Origin of the sequence: Bradyrhizobium sp. Ce-3 (genome assembly GCF_022835695.1) — a bacterium.
Classification (GTDB): domain Bacteria; phylum Pseudomonadota; class Alphaproteobacteria; order Rhizobiales; family Xanthobacteraceae; genus Bradyrhizobium.
Genome location: NZ_BQUV01000006.1, coordinates 223354 through 242609, shown reverse-complemented (window position 1 = coordinate 242609; position 19256 = coordinate 223354). Strand labels below are relative to the sequence as shown.

The 19256-nt window shown below is 64.9% G+C and carries 18 protein-coding genes; 10 read left to right on the top strand and 8 right to left on the bottom strand.

Annotated elements, in window-relative coordinates; genetic code table 11:
- Positions 1–13: 13 nt before the first annotated feature.
- Both BRSPCE3_RS21900 and BRSPCE3_RS21895 read right to left on the bottom strand, forming a co-directional pair.
- Complete coding sequence (locus BRSPCE3_RS21900) at positions 14–526, bottom strand: DUF1465 family protein (RefSeq protein ID WP_244068182.1); 513 nt, start codon at positions 524–526, stop codon at positions 14–16.
- Positions 527–1036: 510 nt separating this feature from the next.
- A complete protein-coding gene (locus tag BRSPCE3_RS21895; protein ID WP_163158235.1) occupies positions 1037–1228 on the bottom strand; it encodes a DUF1192 domain-containing protein in 192 nt (63 codons plus the stop codon).
- A 262-nt stretch (positions 1229–1490) separates the two neighbouring features.
- On the opposite strand from BRSPCE3_RS21895, the gene metG reads away from it, so the two are divergent.
- The 3 genes from metG to BRSPCE3_RS21880 all read left to right on the top strand — a co-directional run bounded on the left by metG (position 1491) and on the right by BRSPCE3_RS21880 (position 7235).
- Positions 1491–3170, top strand: coding sequence for a methionine--tRNA ligase (metG, locus tag BRSPCE3_RS21890; protein WP_244068181.1), 1680 nt, complete (start codon positions 1491–1493; stop codon positions 3168–3170).
- A 69-nt stretch (positions 3171–3239) separates the two neighbouring features.
- Entirely contained in the window at positions 3240–4238 is a 999-nt protein-coding gene (locus BRSPCE3_RS21885) for an NAD(P)H-quinone oxidoreductase (RefSeq protein WP_244068180.1), read from the top strand.
- A 120-nt stretch (positions 4239–4358) separates the two neighbouring features.
- Complete coding sequence (locus tag BRSPCE3_RS21880) at positions 4359–7235, top strand: EAL domain-containing protein (protein WP_244068178.1); 2877 nt, start codon at positions 4359–4361, stop codon at positions 7233–7235.
- Positions 7236–7427: 192 nt separating this feature from the next.
- Here the strand turns inward: BRSPCE3_RS21880 and BRSPCE3_RS21875 are convergent, their stop codons facing one another.
- The gene (locus BRSPCE3_RS21875) at positions 7428–7685 is read right to left on the bottom strand and encodes a hypothetical protein (protein WP_244068177.1); all 258 of its coding nucleotides are present in this window, start codon (positions 7683–7685) and stop codon (positions 7428–7430) included.
- 122 nt (positions 7686–7807) lie between these two features.
- Here BRSPCE3_RS21875 and BRSPCE3_RS21870 point away from each other — a divergent pair, with 122 nt between their 5' ends.
- Positions 7808–9301 (top strand): diguanylate cyclase, encoded by a 1494-nt coding sequence (locus BRSPCE3_RS21870; protein WP_244068175.1) that lies wholly within the window; start codon positions 7808–7810, stop codon positions 9299–9301.
- Between the two features lie 7 nt (positions 9302–9308).
- Here BRSPCE3_RS21870 and BRSPCE3_RS21865 read toward each other — a convergent pair whose 3' ends face one another.
- The 3 genes from BRSPCE3_RS21865 to BRSPCE3_RS21855 form a co-directional block, all read right to left on the bottom strand.
- Positions 9309–10436: a Cj0069 family protein gene (locus tag BRSPCE3_RS21865; RefSeq protein ID WP_244068174.1), complete on the bottom strand. Its 1128-nt coding sequence runs from the start codon at positions 10434–10436 to the stop codon at positions 9309–9311.
- Positions 10437–10582: 146 nt separating this feature from the next.
- The gene (locus tag BRSPCE3_RS21860; protein WP_244068173.1) at positions 10583–11659 is read right to left on the bottom strand and encodes a nickel/cobalt efflux transporter; all 1077 of its coding nucleotides are present in this window, start codon (positions 11657–11659) and stop codon (positions 10583–10585) included.
- 5 nt (positions 11660–11664) lie between these two features.
- On the bottom strand, positions 11665–11943 hold the full coding sequence (locus tag BRSPCE3_RS21855) for a metal/formaldehyde-sensitive transcriptional repressor (RefSeq protein WP_016847064.1): 279 nt from the start codon (positions 11941–11943) through the stop codon (positions 11665–11667).
- Between the two features lie 250 nt (positions 11944–12193).
- Here BRSPCE3_RS21855 and BRSPCE3_RS21850 point away from each other — a divergent pair, with 250 nt between their 5' ends.
- The 6 genes from BRSPCE3_RS21850 to BRSPCE3_RS21825 all read left to right on the top strand — a co-directional run bounded on the left by BRSPCE3_RS21850 (position 12194) and on the right by BRSPCE3_RS21825 (position 17445).
- A complete protein-coding gene (locus BRSPCE3_RS21850) occupies positions 12194–13012 on the top strand; it encodes a sulfurtransferase/chromate resistance protein (protein WP_244068172.1) in 819 nt (272 codons plus the stop codon).
- A gap of 73 nt (positions 13013–13085) precedes the next feature.
- Complete coding sequence (locus tag BRSPCE3_RS21845; RefSeq protein ID WP_244068171.1) at positions 13086–13451, top strand: hypothetical protein; 366 nt, start codon at positions 13086–13088, stop codon at positions 13449–13451.
- Between the two features lie 167 nt (positions 13452–13618).
- Positions 13619–14215, top strand: coding sequence for a superoxide dismutase (locus BRSPCE3_RS21840; protein ID WP_244068170.1), 597 nt, complete (start codon positions 13619–13621; stop codon positions 14213–14215).
- A 139-nt stretch (positions 14216–14354) separates the two neighbouring features.
- The gene (gene chrA / locus BRSPCE3_RS21835) at positions 14355–15533 is read left to right on the top strand and encodes a chromate efflux transporter (RefSeq protein ID WP_244068169.1); all 1179 of its coding nucleotides are present in this window, start codon (positions 14355–14357) and stop codon (positions 15531–15533) included.
- Between the two features lie 96 nt (positions 15534–15629).
- Positions 15630–16604 (top strand): magnesium transporter CorA family protein, encoded by a 975-nt coding sequence (locus tag BRSPCE3_RS21830; RefSeq protein WP_244068167.1) that lies wholly within the window; start codon positions 15630–15632, stop codon positions 16602–16604.
- Between the two features lie 124 nt (positions 16605–16728).
- Positions 16729–17445 carry a dihydrofolate reductase family protein gene (locus BRSPCE3_RS21825; RefSeq protein ID WP_244068166.1) on the top strand — a complete coding sequence of 239 codons (717 nt, stop codon included), beginning with the start codon at positions 16729–16731 and terminating at the stop codon, positions 17443–17445.
- A gap of 29 nt (positions 17446–17474) precedes the next feature.
- On the opposite strand, the gene BRSPCE3_RS21820 is transcribed toward BRSPCE3_RS21825, so the two are convergent.
- A complete protein-coding gene (locus tag BRSPCE3_RS21820; protein WP_283843155.1) occupies positions 17475–18293 on the bottom strand; it encodes an outer membrane protein in 819 nt (272 codons plus the stop codon).
- Positions 18294–18464: 171 nt separating this feature from the next.
- Positions 18465–19190 carry a TetR/AcrR family transcriptional regulator gene (locus tag BRSPCE3_RS21815; protein WP_244068163.1) on the bottom strand — a complete coding sequence of 242 codons (726 nt, stop codon included), beginning with the start codon at positions 19188–19190 and terminating at the stop codon, positions 18465–18467.
- Positions 19191–19256: the final 66 nt, after the last annotated feature.

The following is a 19256-nucleotide window of genomic DNA, read 5'->3' as shown; positions in this document are numbered from 1 at the left end:
GACTGTTCGGACCCTATTGCTCGAACGCGGCCTTGAGGCGGTTGAGCTGCGGCACCAGCGGATTGCCGATCGAGGAACGATCCGGCGCCGGCGCGTGGATCGTGGTGTCGAGGCGGCGGACGCGCGCCTGCAGATCCATCGAGCGGGCGATCAACTGCTGCAATTGCTCCGGCAGTTTGGTCACCATGTCGACCGGGCCGGGATCGGCGGCCGACAGCTTGACCTTGGTCTTCTCGCGATTGGCCTGGGTCAGCGTCATCTCGCCTTCCTTGACCGCGCGATGCAGCAGCAGCCAGGAAGCGAGCTGCATCAGCCGCGTGGTCAGGCGCATGCTTTCGGTGGCATAGGTCAGGCTGACGGACCGTTCCAGCGCCTTGGCCTCGGTGCGGCCGTCGCCGTCGAGATAGGCGGCGGTCTGCTCGACCAGGTCCATGCCTTCCCGAAAGAGCACGCCGAATGCCGCAGAATTGGTCAGCCGTTCACTGAACAGCACAAGCCCGGCTTCGCTCTGGGAACGATCGGCCATGGTTAACGCCCTCACACCATCGTAACGCCCGCTGGCATCTGACGCGCCAGCTTATGATGAACAAATCATTGCGCGGGCGCGCCGAAGAGTCCAGCCGCAACCGGATTTATGGTTTCCAGCCGGGGACGCAACAAAAAAGAGCCGCCGTTTCCGGCGGCTTTGAAGTTGATAACAGGGAGGCGTCAAACAGAGTGGACAGGAGCCACTCGGTGTCCAAACGAGGACAATGCAGTCATAAACGAGAAAGCTTAACCGATCGTAAATGAGCGGATTTCTTCAGGCTTTGTTTGCCATGTCGGCCAGTGACCTAGTTTGGGACAGGTGCTCGGACGTCTCCCCGCCGTCGTCCTGGCGAAAGTCAGGACCCATACCGCGTGATTGATCGAGGAAGCATGGTGCGCGTACTGCGGCCGCCAACCAGGCGGCCAGTCTTCGCCAAACCACTCCCTGTGATTATGGGTCCTGGCTTTCGCCAGGACGACGGCTGCGTAGCCCGGATGATGCGGCGATCTACGACTTGAAGAACGAATTCGCGGCATCCTTCGATGCGCGCTTCTTCGTCATCGCCTCTTTCAGGCGATCGACTTCGGCCGTGAGCAGCGCGATGCGCTCGGTCAATTCCTCGACCGACAGCAGCGAGAGATCCTGCCCGATCTCGTGGCTGATCTTCTTCCGCGGCCGGTCCTCATCCTCAATCGGCATGTGTCCTCCCGGCGATGTGATCTGGCGCCCTGCGTCCAGAGATGGTAAATTATCGTCGTGCAGGAGAATTTTGTAGTGACTTTCGTGTGCGCACAACATCTGACGCGAATGCCCCGGCCCGACCGCAAGGAGTCTGACCGGACGGGATAGTGCGCCTGCGCGCCAGGCATGAGCCGACCCCAAGCCCTTCCGATCATGCGGGAGGGCTTTTTGATTTTTCCGATCCGGGGTCGGCATCACCGAACGCGAAAGACCCTGACCCATGGCCAAAATTCTCATCACCAGCGCCCTTCCTTACGTGAACGGCGTCAAGCATCTCGGCAATCTCATAGGCTCGCTGCTGCCCGCCGACGTCCATGCCCGCTTCCGCCGGCAGGCCGGTGACGACGTGCTCTTCATCTGCGCGACCGACGAGCACGGCACACCAGCCGAGCTCGGTGCGATCGAGGCCGGACAGGATGTCCGGGCGTACTGCGATGCGCAGCACGCCGTCCAGGCCGATATCTACCGCCGCTTCGGCCTGTCCTTCGATCATTTCGGCCGCACCAGTTCGCCGCACAACCATGCGCTGACGCAGCATTTCTATCGCCGGCTCGACGCAGCCGGCCTGATCGAAGAGCACACGTCGCGGCAGGTGTTCTCGCCGGCCGACCGGCGCTTCCTGCCTGACCGCTACGTGCTCGGCACCTGCCCGCATTGCGGCGATGCATCGGCGCGCGGCGATCAATGCGATCAGTGCGGCACGCTGCTCGATCCGCCAGACCTCATTGATCCACGCTCGGCGCTCTCAGGCGATCGCGCGCTGGAGATCCGCGACAGCCGTCATCTGTTCCTGCGCCAGTCGCAGCTGGTCGAGAAGATCGGCGCCTGGATCAATCGCCGTACCGGCTGGCCGCCCTTCGTGGTGTCGACCGCCAGGAGCTGGCTCAATGCCGAGCTGCGCGACCGCTGCATCACGCGCGATCTCGCCTGGGGCATTACGGTGCCGCGCGACAACTTCGAGGGCAAGGTGTTCTACGTCTGGTTCGATGCGCCGATCGGCTACATCGCGGCGACGCAGGAATGGGCCGCCGCTGCGCCTGGTCGCGATTGGCGCGACTGGTGGTGGCAAGCGGACGAGGTCAGCTACATCCAGTTTCTCGGCAAGGACAACATCCCGTTCCACACCGTGAGCTTCCCGGCGACGCTGCTCGGCTCCGGCGAACCATGGACAACCGCCGATGTGATCAAGGGATTCCACTGGCTGACTTACGAGGGCGGCAAGTTCTCGACCAGCAGGAAGCGCGGCATCTTCACCGACGCGGCACTGGAGGAATTGCCCGCCGATCTCTGGCGCTGGTGGCTGATCGCCAACGCGCCGGAAAGCGCCGACACCGATTTCAGCGTCGCCAGGTTCGCTGCCGACGTGAACAAGGATCTCGCCGACATCTTCGGCAATCTCGCCAACCGCATCATCAGCTTTGCTCATCTCGTCTACGACGGCTGCATCCCGGATGGCGGCGTCCCCGGCGATGCAGAGCGACAGCTCGCGCATGATTTGGAGCAGCGCGTCGCGACGCTGCATCGCCATCACACCGCGCTGGAGTTTCGCACCGCGGCGGCAACGACCCGCGCGATCTGGGATGACGCGAACGCTTACCTGCAACACACCGCGCCCTGGACAGCGATCAAGTCCGATCCTGATCGCGCGGCGGTCGTCACCCGCACGGGCCTCAACCTTGTCGCACTGTGCGCGGCGCTGGCGTGGAGCATCGTGCCGAACCTTGCGGCGCGCGTGCTCAGCGCACTCGGTCGCGACGATGTGATCCCGCGCTGGCCCAATGGCCCACTGCTCCCGCAGCTGAATACTGGCGCCGGCACGCCGGTCGCAAGGCTCGGCCCGCTGGTCGAGAAAATCACGCCTGAAAAAGCCGACCATCTGACGAGGCGGTTCGGGGCTTAATGACGTTTCGCTTCGCTGGAAAAGGCGGTATGCCATCCGCCAATCCTCTCCACTGACCAGGGACCAGCCATGCCCAATCTGCCCGCGCAAATGACCGTCGTCGCCATCAGCAAGCCCGGTGGCCCGGAGGTGCTGGTGCCCGAGACCCGCGCGGTGCCGGTGCCGAAGGCCGGCGAGGTCCTGGTCAAGGTCGCGGCCGCCGGCGTCAATCGCCCTGACGTCGCGCAGCGCTCCGGCTCCTATCCGCCGCCGCCCGGCGCGAGCGACCTGCCCGGCCTCGAGATCGCAGGCGAAGTGGTCGCGCTCGGTGAAGGCGCCAAGCACAAGATCGGCGACAAGGTGATGTCGCTGGTCGCCGGCGGTGGCTACGCGCAATATTGCATCGCGCAGGACGCGCAGGCGATGACCGTGCCGTCCTCTCTGTCGATGCAGGAAGCCGGTGCCATTCCGGAAACGCTGATGACCGTGTGGCACAACGTGTTCGAGCGCGGCGCGCTGAAAGCCGGCGAGACGCTGCTGATCCACGGCGGCTCGTCGGGCATCGGCACGATGGCGATCCAGCTTGCCAAGGCGTTCGGTGCCAAGGTGATCGTCACCGTCGGCTCGCAGGACAAGGCCGACGCCTGCCTCAAGCTCGGCGCCGATCACGCGGTGAATTACAAGACCGAGGATTTCGTCGAGGCGGTGAAGCAGGCCACCGGCGGCGCCGGTGCCAATGTCATCCTCGACATGGTGGGCGGCGACTATATCGACCGGAACTACGACGCCGCCGCGGTCGAGGGCCGCATCGTCCAGATCGCGTTCCTGTCGGGAACACCGAAGGCAACGGCCAATTTCGCCAAGCTGATGGTCAAGCGGCTGCACCACACCGGCTCGACCCTGCGGCCCCGTAGTAATGCGGACAAGGCGGCGATGGTCGCGGCGATCGAGGCAAAGGTGCTGCCGTTGCTGCGCGAAGGCCGCGTCAAACCGCTGATGGACAGCACATTCCCGCTGGAAAAGGCCGCCGACGCGCACCGGCGCATGGAGACCAGCGAACATATTGGCAAAATTGTGTTGGTGGCTTAACTCTCGCAGCGGAAGCAGGGGCGGAAACCCTTTGATTCCCTTCGCTTTCGTGTCATTTATCGCGCCACCGCCGGGCCGGTCGCCGGGCCCGGTCAGTTTGTCGATCGCGGAGTACTGACATTGCGTCTGATCAGGTGCCTTGCGCTGCTCGCGCTGGGCCTCATGATGTTTGCCGCTGCGCCTGACGCGTATGCGATCGACGCCGTCAGCGTGCGCAGCGACGCGCCGGCGATCGATTTGACGGCGGTTCTCGACCATCAACGCAGTGAAGCCGACCGCATCCAGGTCTCCACCGCCCCCGGAACCGACGGCATCGTGCGCCGCATCGAAGTTCGCGCCCGCGAAGGCGGCCAGAACTGGGTGGTGTTCGCACTCGCCAACAACACCGACGACCAGCTCGACCGCCTGATCGTCGCGCCGCACTATCGCATCGTGTCGTCAGGCCTGTTGTGGCCCGACCTCGGCCTGTCGCGCATCGCCACCATCACGCCGTCGGTCGGCGATCGTCCCGAGCGGCAGGAAAGTCCGACCGCCGACGTGTTCCGCATCACGCTCGATCCCGGTGCCGTCGTCACCTACGTCGCGGAACTGCGCACCGACAAGCTGCCGCAGCTCTATCTGTGGGAACCCGACGCCTACAAGGACAAGGTCAACTCGTTCACGCTGTACCAAGGCATCGTGATCGGCATCTCGGGCCTGCTCGCGCTGGTGCTCACGATCTTGTTTGTGGTCAAGGGCAGCATCATGTTCCCCGCCGCCGCCGCGCTGGCCTGGGCGGTGCTGGTCTATATCGGCGTCGACTTCGGCTTCTGGGGCAAGGTGCTCGACATGTCGAACAACGCCGAGCGCGTCTGGCGCGCGGCGGGCGAGGCGATCCTCGCGGCGACACTACTGGTGTTCCTGTTCGCCTACCTCAATCTCAGTCGCTGGCACGTACGCTATTCGCACATCACGATCGGCTGGCTGGTCTTCCTCGGCTCGCTGGTGGCGCTGGCGCTGTTCGATCCCGCGGTCGCCTCCGGCATCGCGCGGATGTCGCTGGTGATGATCGCCTTCGCCGGCTTCGCGCTGATCGTCTATCTGTCGACCCACGGCTTCGACCGCGCGGTGCTGTTGATCCCGACCTGGTTCCTGCTGGTGGTCTGGGTGGTGGCGGCCGGCATGACGGTCGCCGGCTCCGTCACCAACGACATCGTCGGCCCCGCATTGCTCGGCGGCCTGGTGCTGATCGTGATGCTGATCGGATTTACTGTCATGCAGCACGCCTTCGCCGGCGGCGGCGCCACCACCGGCGTGGTGTCCGATGTCGAGCGCCGCGCGCTGGCGCTGACCGGCTCCGGCGATCTGATCTGGGACTGGGACGTCTCCGCCGACAAGGTGTTCACCAGCCCGGAGACCGAGGCCCTGCTCGGCCTCAAGCGCGGCACGCTGGAAGGCCCCGCCGCGAAATGGCTCGAGGTGCTGCACCCGCTCGACCAGGACCGCTTCCGTGCCGCGCTCGACAGCGTGCTCGACCAGCGCCGCGGCCGCCTGGTGCAGGATTTCCGGCTGCGCACGCCCGACGGCCATTTCATGTGGTTCGCACTGAAGGCGCGGCCGGTGGTCGGCTCCGACGGCGAGGTCTCGCGCGTGGTCGGCACGCTGACCGACGTCACCGAGTTCAAGAATTCCGAAGAGCGGATGCTGCACGACTCCGTGCACGACAACCTGACCGGCCTGCCGAACCGCCGGCTGTTCATGGACCGCCTCGGCGCGGTGGCCAACCTCGCCAAGACCATGCCGAACCTGCGGCCGACCTTGATGGTGATCGACCTCGACCGCTTCAAGCAGGTCAACGATTCCGTCGGCATTGCGGTCGGCGATTCCATCCTGCTCACCCTGGCGCGGCGCCTGACGCGCATCCTCAAGCCGCAGGACACGCTGGCGCGGATGGCCGGCGACCAGTTCGGCCTGATCCTGCTGTCGGAGCAGGACCCGGCGCGGATCACCAATTTCGCCGAGACCATCCGCAAGACCATTCGCGCGCCGATTGCCTTCAACGACCGCGAGATCTTCCTGACCGCCTCGATCGGTCTTGCGCTGTCCGATCCGGCGGCGCCGCTGACCGACGAGATCATCAAGGACGCCGAGCTTGCGATGTATCATTCCAAGCGGATCGGCGGCGACCGCATCGATGTCTACAAGCCGGCGATGCGAGCGCGGAAGACCGACCGCCTGACCCTGGAGAGCGACCTGCGCCGCGCCATCGAGCGGCAGGAGATCACTATCCTGTACCAGCCGATCGTGCGGCTGGAGGATCGCGCCATCGCCGGCTTCGAGGCGCTGGCGCGCTGGGACCATCCCAAGCTCGGCCGGATGTCGCCGTCGGAGTTCATCAATGTCGCCGAGGAGACCGGCCTGATCGTCGATCTCGGCATGTTCGTGATGGACCAGACCGCGCGCCAGCTCGCGGTGTGGCAGCGCGCGATGCGCGCCCGCGAACCGATCTTCGCCTCAGTCAACGTGTCGTCGCGGCAATTGCTGCGCCACGATCTGATCCACGACATCAGGACCGTGCTGTCGCGCTCCTCGGTGGCGCGCGGCACGCTGAAGCTGGAACTGACGGAATCGCTGGTGATGGAGAACCCGGAGCACGCCGCCCAGATGCTGGCGCGGATCCGCGAGCTCGGCACCGGGCTGTCGCTCGACGATTTCGGCACCGGCCACTCCTCGCTGTCCTATCTGCAGCGCTTCCCGTTCGACACCATCAAGATCGACCAGTCCTTCGTCCGCACCACCAGCCGCGGCACCCGCCCGGTGATCCTGAAGTCGATCATCGCGCTGGCGCACGATCTCGGCATGGAAGTGGTCGCGGAGGGCGCCGAGACGGATTCGGATGCCGTCGAGCTCTACCAGCTCGGCTGCGAATACGCGCAGGGCTTTGCCTTCGGCGAGCCGATGGATGCGGATGCCGCAACGCGGCTGCTCACCGAGGAACGGCTCGAAGCCGCGAGCTAGGCGCTGACGCGCGCACCCTGCCACTTCGTGCACGGATGTCATGCTCTGCGAAAGCGGAGTGTCCAGTACGCCGCGGCTTGTCCGTGTTACGTCGATGTCTCTGGAATACTGGATCGCCCGGCGGAGCCTGTCATCGGGCGCGCGTTCGCCCGACCCGGTGGCGGGCGATGACGACGTAGGGTGTTGCCGCCGCTAGCGCGGCTTCGGCATGCGCTTGAACTTGACGCTTTTGCCGTCGGCCTGGCGGGTGGCGATGTAGCCGGCCTCGAGGCAGGCCTCGCGCTGCGGCATCTTCTCCTGCGGGCTGCGCAGGGTTTCCCACCACGACGCCCGGTGCGCGGCGCGCGGCAGCGCCGCATCGATGATCGCCTCGATCTCGTCGAAGGTCAGCACGAATTCGGGCAGATGCTGCTTCTTCAGATGATCCCGCAGTGCGTCGTAGTCGTCCACAACGTCCTCGATGACAAACGATAAGGGTCCGGCAACCACCCGTTAACCCATTCGGCGGCCGCTGTCGCCATTTAAGGCGACAACAAGATTTCCCGATGCATGACGGCACATTGGAGCGGGACATGCCATTTCGACGGGGAAACGACGCAAAGCGGCGCTGGCGGCTATCGGCAAAGCTGCTGATCGCGGCGTCGGTTGCGACCGTGCTCGGCTTCTCCGCGGTCTGCGTCGGCGTGATGTTCGACATGCGCCGCGGCGAGGAGCAATTGGCACGCCGGACCCTGGAGAATCTGGCGTCGGGCATCGAGGCCGACATCAGCCGCAACATCGAGCTCTACGACCTGTCGCTGCGCGCGGTCGCCAGCAATCTGGAAATGCCGGAGATCCGCAATGTCAGCAAGGAACTGCGCCAGCTGATCCTGTTCGATCATGCCGCCACCGCCAAGCATTTCGGCGCGATCCAGGTGTTCGACAGCAAGGGCAATCTGACCATCGACGCGGCGAGCCTCGACCCACGGCCGGAGAACCGCAGCGACGAGGAATATTTCGCCATCCAGCGCGACCACCCCGACGCCGGGCTGTATATCAGCCGGCCGATGCTGCATCGCGGCGCCTACGCCATCGTGCTGAGCCGGCGCATCGTCGGCGAGGACGGCGGCTTCCTCGGCGTCGTGGTCGGATCGATCCGCTTCAGCTATTTCCACGATTTGTTCGACCGGCTGACGCTGATGCCGGGCGATACCATCACCGTGCTGCGCAACGACCGCACCATCATCATGCGGACGCCGTTCGATCTCGACGTGATCGGCAGGAATCTTGCGGAGCAGCTGGACTGGCAGGCCGCGAACCTGAAGGTCGGCGGCGCCTTCTCCGGCAAGGGGCCGGTCGACGACACGCCGCGGCTCTATGTCAGGCGCAGCGGCACCGGGCCGCTTTACGTCGTGGTCGGCAAGCCGCTCGAGGCCGTCTTCAACCTCTGGCGCACCGAAGCGATCCGGATCGGCGCGATCATGGCGTTCCTGATCCTGTTCGTGCTCAGCGCGACGCTGGTGCTCGCCCGCGAGATCGTCCGCCGCGCCGATGCCGAGGACAAGCTCGAGGAGCTGGCGACCACCGACGCGCTCACCGGCCTGAAGAACCGCCGCAAGTTCGACGGCGAGATCGACCGCGAATGGCGCCGCGCCGGCCGGCACGGCCAGCCGGTCGCGCTATTGATGATCGATGCCGATCATTTCAAGGCCTACAACGACACCTACGGGCACCAGGCCGGCGACCAGGTGCTGGTCGGGATCGCGATCTGCATCTCAGACGCGGTGCGCCGCGCCGGCGACTGTCCGGCGCGCTTCGGCGGCGAGGAATTTGCCGTGCTGTTACCCAACATGACCGCGCTCGAGGCCCTCAACCTGGCCGAGACCATCCGTGGCAAGGTCCAGCAATGGTGCGAGGGCGAGTTGATCACGACGGTCAGCATCGGCGTCGCCAGCATGCGGCCGGTTGCCGGCCAGCAATGGTCCGACCTGATCGAAGCCGCCGACAAGGCGCTCTACGCCGCCAAGGCCAACGGCCGCAACCAGTCCGTCCTCGCCACCGTGCCGAAGATCGCGCTGGTGGCCTAGGGTCGGCTCATTGTCGCTGACAGTTGAGGATGCCAGCATCAGGCTCCAGCCTCCGACCAACGCGATCCCTGACCGTCCGCGCGATCGCGGCCGGCGCCTCGTCGGGGATCGCAAAGCAGGAGCTCGCGTTGATCTCGCACAGCACGTAGCTGTCGGCACCATCGGCATCGCGCGGACCGTAAAGGAAATCCGCATCCCAGATCACCGGCAGCGACGCCTCGTCGATCGCGAGCGCCGCCATCAATTGCGGAATCCATTCGTGCTCCATCAGGCTGCGCAGCGCCTGGAATTGCGCGGCATCCGGGCCGTGCATGATGCGCGGTCCGGGCTGCGCTTCCGGTGAATCCGGACCTTCCGGAGGCGGCGGGATCAAGGCCTTGATCAGCTGGTGGCCGAAGCCCGCGACCTTCGATCCGCTGACGTAACAACGGATCATGCCTTCGGGCAGCCGCGGCTGGAATGCCTGATCGATGATGCAGCCGCCGCAACCGAAATACGGCTCGCAGCGCGCCATGAACGCGTCCAGCGGCATCTCCTCGGGCCGGCTGCCGCGCAGCGCGTGGAGCACGCGGACAGTGGCGTCCGAATCCGGCAAGCCTTCGACCTTCAAGCCTTCCAGCTTCAAGGCTTCCACCTTCCAGACGCCCTGCCCGCCATTGCCACGGTTCTGCTTGAGCACGCGCGGCCCGGCGGTGCGCAAGCGCGACGGGAATTCGGCGCGGAAGGCGTCGAAGGTCGCATAGCGATGCGTATCGGCGCCCCAGCCGAGGTGCTGCGTGCGATAGAGCACGTCCTTGACGCCGATCTTGAGGATGACGTCGGGATGCGCGCTGACCCACGGGCCTTTTGCCGCGACCTCGCGCAGCAGCGGATCGAGCGCCGCGCGGGTCTTGCCCTGATGGATCGGATCGACCCACACGAGCACGCCGTCCATGGTCAGCAATTGGGAGCGGACGGTGTCGGCGAATGTCTCGTCATAGACGACGGGAACGGCCTCGATGCCGGCGGCTTCGAGCGCGTCGAAGACGCGGACGAAGCGGTTGTTCTGCACCGTTGCCTCCCGGCGCGACGCGGCATCGCCGCGCCACAGGATGGCGATCTTGGAACGACGGGTTGTGTGCTGTTCGGTGTCCATATCAAAGCTCCACGACGGGTTGTCGCGCAGAGCTTGGACCGAGGTCTCACGGGGAGTCTGGCTATCCCCTTGGGGGAGAGTCTAGACCACCTCGCACAGGTTTCAAGAGGGATGTGGGATGAAATGAATTGCGCAGTGATCCCGGATCACGCGCTGATCCCGTGCAAGCCGAGCCAGCCCGTATAAAGGCCGACGAGCACGATCAGCACGGCCGAAACGTAGGGCGCGCGCTGGGCGAGGCGACCGAAGCCACCCCAATGACGCTCGACATGGCGCAGGCTGAGCGCGGCCGCGACACCGGCCGAGACCATGGTGATCGCAAGCCCGATGCCGAAGCAGAGCACCAGCACGAAGCCGAGGCTGAACTGCTTGAGCTGAAGGCAGAGCAGCAGCACGGTGATCGCCGCCGGACACGGGATGAGCCCGCCAGTCAGGCCGAACAGAATGATCTGCCCCGTCGTGACGGTGCGTCCGGCAAACCGCTTGCGGATGTCGGCGGCGTGCGCGCGCGCATGGGAGTCGGCGACGTCGCCGAGGTCCATATGCGCATGGTCGTGCTCCTCGAACAGGACTTCGGCCATATCGCCGCGTACCGAGATCCGCGCCTTGAATTCATGCGGCTCCGGAATCTCATCGATGCTTTCCAGATAACCGTCGCGGCCGGCGAAGCGAAAATGCTGCTCGCTGCCGTCGGGACGGATGGTCAGGACATCGACCTCGCCGGCCGCCGGCAGCGCCGCGGCAGCGCTGCGCAGGCGCCAGCGCGGCGGTACGCCATCCTCGAAGACTTCGAGCGACAGCGACTGCCCGGCCAAGGTCAATTGGCGACTTTCGTCGTGATGGTGGTGATGATCGTGGTCATGATCGTGTTCGGCAGCCTGCTCGCGCCAGGTGCGCCACGCCATCCAGGCGGCGATCGCGATGATGATCGCGGCCGAGACCAGTTGCAACCAGGCCTCGCTGCGTTCGCCGGACCATTGCTGGCCGAAATGCAGCCCCGCGAGTGCGACGATCCAGACGATCGCGGTGTGCGAGATCGTCGCCGACAGGCCGAGCAGCACCGCCTGCACCACCGTGCCGCGGATCGCGACGATGAAGGCCGCCATCATCGTCTTGGAGTGGCCGGGCTCGAGCCCATGCAGCGCGCCGAGCAGGATCGCACTGGGGATGAACAGCCATGCATGCGCGCTGCTCTGCTGCAGCAGCTGAGACAGATCGGCCATGTGCTTCACTTCAAATAGGTACGAACGACGTCGATCAGATCAGCCGCGCCCTGGGCCTTCTCGGGATCCTTTTCCCGGGCGGGATCCACCACGTGATGGCGGATGTGGTCCTCGAGCAATTCCGCGGTCAGGCCGTTGATGGCGCCGCGAACGGAAGCCACCAGCATCAACACGTCGGCACAGCCGATCTCGGACTCCAGCGCCCGCTCGACGGCCTCCAGCTGGCCCTTGATGCGGCGAACCCGGCCGACGAGCTTGGACTTGTGCTTGATCGTATGCGACATGGAAGTAATATAGGGGGGTACCCTATATTGGTCAACGGCGCTGTCGGCCAGTTTTGGCCGGCATCGTTGCGATCGAGATGTCGGCGACGGGATTGTTCCTGTCATCGACTTTGAACTCTTGGTGATCCGCCGAACCGCCAGGGCGATTGACAGCAAGGAGCATTCGTCTTCTATTGAACGCACGGGGATGTGCGATCTCCCCGCGAGGCGACATGCCCAAGAATCGCGTCCTGTTCACCAAGGACGCACCATGTCGTCATACACCTCGATATCATCCGAAAAATTGTCTCGTCTCATCGGCACCGCCAAGGCGCCGACGCTCGTCGATGTTCGCCTCGATGAGGATTTCGCCGCCGACCCGCGCCTGATCCCGGGCGCGGTCAGGCACTCCCATCTCGACGTGCAGAATTGGGCATCCGGCCTCGGCGGCCAGTCCGTTGTCGTCGTCTGCCTCAAGGGGCAGAAGCTTGCCGAAGGCACTGCCGCCTGGCTCCGCTGCGGCAACATCGCAGCCGAGATTCTCGAGGGCGGGCATCTCGGCTGGCGGCAGGCGGAGCTTCCGACCGTTCCTGCCGACAGAATTCCGAAACGTGACGGGCGTGGCCGCACCGTCTGGGTAACGCGATCGCGGCCGAAGATCGATCGCATCGCCTGTCCATGGCTGATCCGCCGCTTTGTCGATCCGGCCGCCGTGTTCCTGTTCGTCGCATCGGCGGAAGTCGAGGCTGTCGCCGAACGCTTCGAGGCCACGCCGTTCGACATCGAGAACGTGTTCTGGAGTCATCGCGGCGAACTCTGCACCTTCGATGTGATGGTCAAGGAATTCGGCCTGTCGACGCCGGCGCTGGAGCGGCTTGCGACGATGGTGCGGGCGGCGGATACCGCTCGGCTCGAGCTCTCGCCGGAAGCGCCTGGACTGCTCGCGGCCTCACTCGGCCTGTCGCGCATGTTCGACGACGACCTCGAACAATTGAGCGCAGGCATGCTGCTCTACGACGCGTTCTATCGCTGGTGCCGCGACGCGACCAGGGAGACGCACAACTGGCCGACCAGCAAGGTGAAGCCGTGACGGTTGCGATCGTCCGCTTCATCTGAGCAGGCGCAGCTGAAGAACCTGGGGCAGCACAACCAGGAGAACGACCATGCAGAAGCAAAAGCTCACCCACCTGATTCTTGTGATTCTTGCGCTCGCGATGGCAGGCGTCGCCATGCCCGCCCATGCCCTGACGCAGGACGAGCTTATCGCGAAACTTCAAACCGCCGGCTATGCGAATGTAAGCGACATCGTGGCCGTCCATCCACCGGCAAGCGAGACGCTGCGCGGCGTCGTCGATCGTGTCGATGAACGCAATGACACGCTGCTGATACGCCTCTCTGCGGGCAGAACGGAACCGTTCAGGGTTCAGGATGGCCTGATCTTCAACGCCGTCCGTTTCGGCGATCCCGTCGAAATCTCTGTGCAGACCATCTCGGGATTCCCGACCATCGTCGGACTCAAAAAGGAATAGAGCCGCGATCCGACGCAAGGATCGTTCAACGCAAGGACAAGCCGATGACAATCAACACAGAGCGCCGAAACTTCATCGCAGCGGCTGGCGTAGCCGCAGCATCTGCAACCGTGCTTGGCGTCAGCCAGGCCGCGGCCGAAACAAGTCCGCAGACAGGAGCAAAAGCCATGTCTTATCAGGCAAAGCCAATGCCGTTCGATCCAAAGTCGATCAGCGGCATCTCGGAGAAGATACTCGTCAGCCATTACGAGAACAATTACGTCGGCGCGGTGAAGCGGCTCAACGCAATCGGCACGCAGCTTGCCGAACTCGACTTCGCCAAGGCCCCGAACTTCGTCATCAACGGCCTGAAGCGCGAGGAGCTGATCGCTGCGAACTCGATGATCCTGCATGAGGTCTATTTCGACGGGCTCGGCGGCGCGGGCAAGCCGAACGGCGCGCTGGCCGACGCGATCGCGCGCGACTTCGGCAGCCTGGAGCGTTGGCGGACCGAATTCGCGGCCATGGGCAAGGCGGAGGGCGGCGGTTCGGGCTGGGTGATCCTCGCCTACTCGCCCCGCGACAAGCGGCTCGTCAACCAATGGGCCGCGGACCACACGACGACACTCGCCGGCGGCCGCCCGGTCCTGGTGCTCGACATGTACGAGCACGCCTATCACATGGACTTCGGAGCCGCGGCGGCGCGATATGTCGACATCTACATGGAAGCCATCCGCTGGGACAACGCCGCCAGACTGTATGAGCAGTATTCGAAGGAAGCCTGAGGAGAGACACGTGCACCAGGTAGCAAGCGACGGCTGCCGCGACGTCATGCTTTCGGGCTCTTCACGCTGATACCGGCTGGGCCTGGCATCCCCAATCCGCAACGAGACGCCAATTTCGTTCCGAGGAGATTTTTCAACGATGACGCCGACCACCTCGCAGCGCAGCCATTTGACAGAGCTGGCACGCTATTTCCTGCGCCTCGGCTTTCTCGGTTTCGGTGGGCCGGTGGCGCTCGTCGGGCAGATGGAGCGCGAGCTGGTCGACGGCAAGAAATGGCTGACCAAGGATGAGATGAAGGAATCGATTGCGATCTGCCAGTCGCTTCCGGGACCGCTCGCAATCCAGGTCGGCATCTATGTGTCCTGGCTTCGCGGCGGCTTCTGGGGCGCCTGGGTCGGCGGATGGTGCTTCATCCTGCCGAACTTCGTCATCGTGGCGGCGCTCGGGGCGCTGTACGTCTATCTCGGCGATCTGCAGCCGGTCACCGCGATCTTCTACGGCGTCAGTCCGGCGGTGATCGCGCTCATCCTGCATTCCTGCTATCGGCTGGCCAAGCTCGGCATGGAGGACTGGCTGCAATGGGTGATCGCAGCGGTGTGCCTCGCCGTCACAGTCATTCTCCAGGCCGAGGTCGCGCTCTTGTTCATCGGAGCGGGCATCGTGGGAATCCTCTATTATGGCAGGCCGTTCAAGCGCACGCCTGCGATCCTGCCGGGCATTGCCATCGTGCCGGCCGCTGCCGGTCCGATCGCGCCGGTCGCGAGCGGGTCCACGCTCACCAAGCTGTTGCTGTTCTTCCTCAAGGCCGGCTCGCTGACCTTCGGCAGCGGCCTCGTCATTGTGCCGTTCCTCGAACAGGGGCTCGTGCAGCAATACAACTGGCTCGACGAGCGGCAATTCCTCATCGCGGTCGCGATCGGCATGATCAGTCCCGGACCGGTGGTGATCACGGCGACCTTTGTCGGTTACCTCGTGGCGGGATTTTGGGGCTCGCTGGTCTCCACGATCGGCATCTTCCTGCCGTCGTTCCTGCTGGTGCTGATCGTTGCCCCGCTGCTGGCGCGGCATCGCGGAAACCCCAACGTGCAGGGCTTCGTGAAGGGCGCCTATGCGGCGGCCATCGGCACCATCCTCGGCGCTTGCATCCTGCTCGGCAAGATCGCGATCGGCGACTGGCTGACGGCGCTGATCGGCGTGATCTCGCTGGCCGTCCTGTTCCGCTGGAAAGTGAGCAATCCGCTGTTGATTGCCGCGACGGCCGCCGTCGGCCTGGTCGCCTATCCCTGGCTGCAACCGACCTGGGTGATGGTGCACTAGCCGGACACGGGACCAAGCTCCGCCCGCTGCATGGAACCGCTCGGCGGTCCCCGATATTGTCGTGGGCCGCGCCCCCCAATGCATGGAGCCCAAGTGGTGCTGAAACTATACAGATCGGCGATCCCCGATTGGCGGAGCGTCGGCGTCGAATTGCCGTCCGACATCATCTGGATCGATCTGCTCGATCCCACCGAGGACGAGAAGCAATTCGTCGAGCGCATGCTCGACATCCGCGTCCCCACAGAAAGCTCGTTAGGCCAGATCGAGGCGTCGAGCCGCCTGGTCTCCGATCATGACCGGCTCTATCTGAGCTCGCCGGCGGTGCGGCTCGACGACAACAACGAGGCCGAGATCACCAATATCGGTTTCGTGATCGGCCCAAAGGTGCTGGTCACGGTGCGGTTTGCGCCGCTCGCCACCTTCGACGAGGTGATGAAGCGGATCGACACCGACAAAAGCTTGCAGAACGGCATGTGCGTGTTCACCGCGCTGCTCGAGGCCATGGTCGATCGCGGCGCCGACGTGCTGGAGCAGCTCGGCGCCAAAACCGACCGACTGTCGCGCGGCGTGTTCAAGGGCGGGCTGGTGCGGAGCAAGCAGCCGGTGCGCTCCAGCCGCCGGCTGCGCGAGGCGCTGGAGAATGTCGGCGAGCTGGCCGATCGGCTGGCGAAGGCGCGCGACGTGCTGCTCGGGGTCGGCCGGATCGCGAGCTTCGCCGACGATGTCGGCAATGAATGGATCACCGCGGCGTCGAAGCGGCGGCTCGAGGCAGTGTCCAAGGACGTGGCTTCGCTCGGTGACTACGAGACCAGGCTGTCGGACAAGATCCAGCTGCTGCTCGACGCCGTGCTCGGCTTCATCAACATCCAGCAGAACGGCCTGTTCAAGATCCTGACCATCGTCTCCGTGGTCGGCGTTCCCCCGACCATCCTGGTCGGGGTCTGGGGCATGAATTTCAAGGTGATGCCGGAGCTCGGCTGGACCTACGGCTACCCGCTGGCCTGCGCCGCGATCATCGCCAGCGGCATCCTGCCCATACTCTGGTTCAAGCGACGCGGCTGGTTTGATTAGGCGGACAAGCGAAGTTGAAACGGCGCTGCACGATCCGCGTTGAGAACAAGCCCGCGGCTCGCTAAATCAGCCCCTGCCCCACCCGCCTTTGCGGCGTTGTCGTTGCCACGAAAGAGTTGAGCTCATGCGCCCCCACATCATCTGCCACATGGGCACGTCGATCGACGGCCGGCTGCATCCCAGCCGCTTCACCAAGGCCGCCGCCGGGATTCCGGCCGACGTGCTGCGCTCCCACTACGAACGGATCCATGACGGCTTCAATGCCGACGGCTGGATCATCGGCCGCGTCACCATGAACGAGATGGCCAAGGGAACGGAGCGGCACATCGCCAATGCACCGAAGCTGCCGCGCGAGCCGCATCTCGGCAACCGCAACGGCCGCAAGCTCGCCGTTGGCGTCGATCCGTCGGGCCGGGTCCATTTCGGCAAGGACGATGTCGGCGGCGATCATGCCGTTGCATTGCTCGGCGAACAGGTCTCCGATGCCCATCTCGCCGAACTGCGCGAGGACGGTGCGTCCTACATCTTCGCCGGCCCCAAGGGCGACGATCTGCCGGGCGCGATGGCGCAGCTGGCCTTGCTGTTCGGCGCCAGGACGCTGCTGCTCGAAGGCGGCGGCGGGATCAATGGCGCGTTCCTCAAGCACGGGCTGATCGACGAGTTCTCTACGCTGATCTTTCCTGCGGTCGACGGCGTCGCCGGATCGCAATGCATCGTCGACTATCACGGCCCCGCGGGCGACCGCCCCGGCGCCGGGCAATCGCTGCGGCTGACGCATTGCGAGACGCTGGAAGGCGGCATGGTCTGGCTACGTCACGCCGTCGAGCGCGCGCCGGGCTGAGCGGCCCTCGGAGGCCGCTTGCGCAGGCGTCAGAACTTGTAGCTCAACGCGGCGCGCGCGACGCTGAACCTGTTCTCGCGGCTGGCGTTGTACCGGATCTGGCTCTGCAGCGGATCGGTGCCCTGGAACGTCGCCGTGGTGGCGCTGCTGCCGAGGTCGACATAGAGATATTCGCCGCGCAGCGTCCAGTTGTTGGTGAAGGCATATTCGGCGCCGCCGCCGACGGTCCAACCGACGCGGACGTCGGAATTGTCGCCAAGCCAAAGCCGCGACAGGCCGTTGGAAAACGCTTGCGAATGGACGATGTTGGTCTTCACGTCGCCAAAGGCGAGACCGCCGGTCGCGTAGACCAGCAGGCGCTCGGCCGGCACGAAGCCGATGCGCCCCCGCACGGTGCCGAACCAGTCGATCTTGCTGGTGTTCGTGGGATTGTAGCTTCCCGTCACGCCGCCGGGGAGGCCGACGGTGATGCTGCCATTCCTGGTCGATTTCAGGTCGATATAGTTGAAATCGGCTTCGACGCCGAGGACGACCCTGTCGATCTGGGAATTGTATCCGACCAACCCGCCGGCGGTGACGCCCGCCTGATTGCTGTTCGAAACGGGAACAAGGATGATGTTGGCTGGCGGAATCAGCGAAGCAACATTGCTGCTGGTCGTGATATTCCCGCCGTCATACCAGGCGCCGCCGACATTGACGCCGGCGTAGAAGCCGGACCAGTTGAACGCGGGAGCCACCAAAGGCGGAGCCTTGGTCCAGCTACGCTCCGGGAGATCAGCGGCGGATGCCGCGCTTGCAAACCCCAAAAATGAAATCAGGCCAGCCCCGACAATTGCAAAACCACGCATTCCCATTCCATGCACCCGGCGAAACCGCCTAACTCAGGGTTGTGGCACGGACGGGAGGCGTGCGACAGCATGTCTCATTCGAGTTTGATTCATTTCTGCATCCTGTGACGAAGTTGCAACGACCTGCGTTCGCAACCCGTCAAGCGGAGGTATTCTGGAGCAGCGCGCGGATCAGTCGGTTTCGGATCGGAAACCATTTCTACATGCAGCAACGAAGAACCCGACGCCGCGCGCGACATGCGCGTCGATCTCGGGGTCGAGCGCCTTCAGGTCGACTTCGTACAGCGCGCGCATCAGCATCGGCACCGCGATGATGTCGAGGAACAGGCGCGCCGTCGTCGGCAGTTGATCCGGCGCGAAGGCCGGCAGCTTGCCGAGTTCGTCGGACCGCGTCAGTTCGCGCAGCAGGTGAACGCCGAGCTCGGTGGCGAGCGCGCGCGCCCGGCGGTTGACGGTGGCGGCGAGATCCGGAAAGCGATGCGCCTCCGCGATGGCGAGCCGCATCAGGCCGATCCGGTCGGCGTCGAGGCCCCAATGCAGCAGCGTCGAGGCAACGCTGGTGAGGCGCTCCTCCACCGTCGCGCCGACCGGCGCGTCCGCCTTGAATTCGGCAATGCGGGACAGGATGTCTCGAGTCACCACCTCGGTGAACAGGGCCCGCTTGTCGCGGAAGCGCGCATAGATCGTGCGCTTGCCGGAGCGCGCGACGTCCGCGATCTCGTCGATACTGGCGCCCTCGAACCCGCGCTGCAGGAAGATCTTGCGCGCGGCATCGAGGATCCGTGCGTCGACCTCGCCGGCGAGTTCCTTCGGCGGCCGGCCGGCGCGCACCTCGGTCGGCCTGGCCGCCGGCTTGGTCTTGGGCGCCGACGGGGTCTTCAGGGTACTGGCGGTCATCAGCTTTCCCCGGGTTCCATGGGCCGGTCCGGCCGGCATTGTCAGGCAATATAGCCTTATCACATC

Bases quoted from the DNA above. Each gene is read 5' to 3' on its own strand.
- BRSPCE3_RS21900 (WP_244068182.1), bottom strand. From the start codon at position 526: ATGGCCGATCGTTCCCAGAGCGAAGCCGGGCTTGTGCTGTTCAGTGAA.
- BRSPCE3_RS21895 (WP_163158235.1), bottom strand. From the start codon at position 1,228: ATGCCGATTGAGGATGAGGACCGGCCGCGGAAGAAGATCAGCCACGAG.
- metG (WP_244068181.1), top strand. From the start codon at position 1,491: ATGGCCAAAATTCTCATCACCAGCGCCCTTCCTTACGTGAACGGCGTC.
- BRSPCE3_RS21885 (WP_244068180.1), top strand. From the start codon at position 3,240: ATGCCCAATCTGCCCGCGCAAATGACCGTCGTCGCCATCAGCAAGCCC.
- BRSPCE3_RS21870 (WP_244068175.1), top strand. From the start codon at position 7,808: ATGCCATTTCGACGGGGAAACGACGCAAAGCGGCGCTGGCGGCTATCG.
- BRSPCE3_RS21865 (WP_244068174.1), bottom strand. From the start codon at position 10,436: ATGGACACCGAACAGCACACAACCCGTCGTTCCAAGATCGCCATCCTG.
- BRSPCE3_RS21860 (WP_244068173.1), bottom strand. From the start codon at position 11,659: ATGGCCGATCTGTCTCAGCTGCTGCAGCAGAGCAGCGCGCATGCATGG.
- BRSPCE3_RS21855 (WP_016847064.1), bottom strand. From the start codon at position 11,943: ATGTCGCATACGATCAAGCACAAGTCCAAGCTCGTCGGCCGGGTTCGC.
- BRSPCE3_RS21850 (WP_244068172.1), top strand. From the start codon at position 12,194: ATGTCGTCATACACCTCGATATCATCCGAAAAATTGTCTCGTCTCATC.
- BRSPCE3_RS21845 (WP_244068171.1), top strand. From the start codon at position 13,086: ATGCAGAAGCAAAAGCTCACCCACCTGATTCTTGTGATTCTTGCGCTC.
- BRSPCE3_RS21840 (WP_244068170.1), top strand. From the start codon at position 13,619: ATGTCTTATCAGGCAAAGCCAATGCCGTTCGATCCAAAGTCGATCAGC.
- chrA (WP_244068169.1), top strand. From the start codon at position 14,355: ATGACGCCGACCACCTCGCAGCGCAGCCATTTGACAGAGCTGGCACGC.
- BRSPCE3_RS21825 (WP_244068166.1), top strand. From the start codon at position 16,729: ATGCGCCCCCACATCATCTGCCACATGGGCACGTCGATCGACGGCCGG.
- BRSPCE3_RS21820 (WP_283843155.1), bottom strand. From the start codon at position 18,293: ATGCGTGGTTTTGCAATTGTCGGGGCTGGCCTGATTTCATTTTTGGGG.
- BRSPCE3_RS21815 (WP_244068163.1), bottom strand. From the start codon at position 19,190: ATGACCGCCAGTACCCTGAAGACCCCGTCGGCGCCCAAGACCAAGCCG.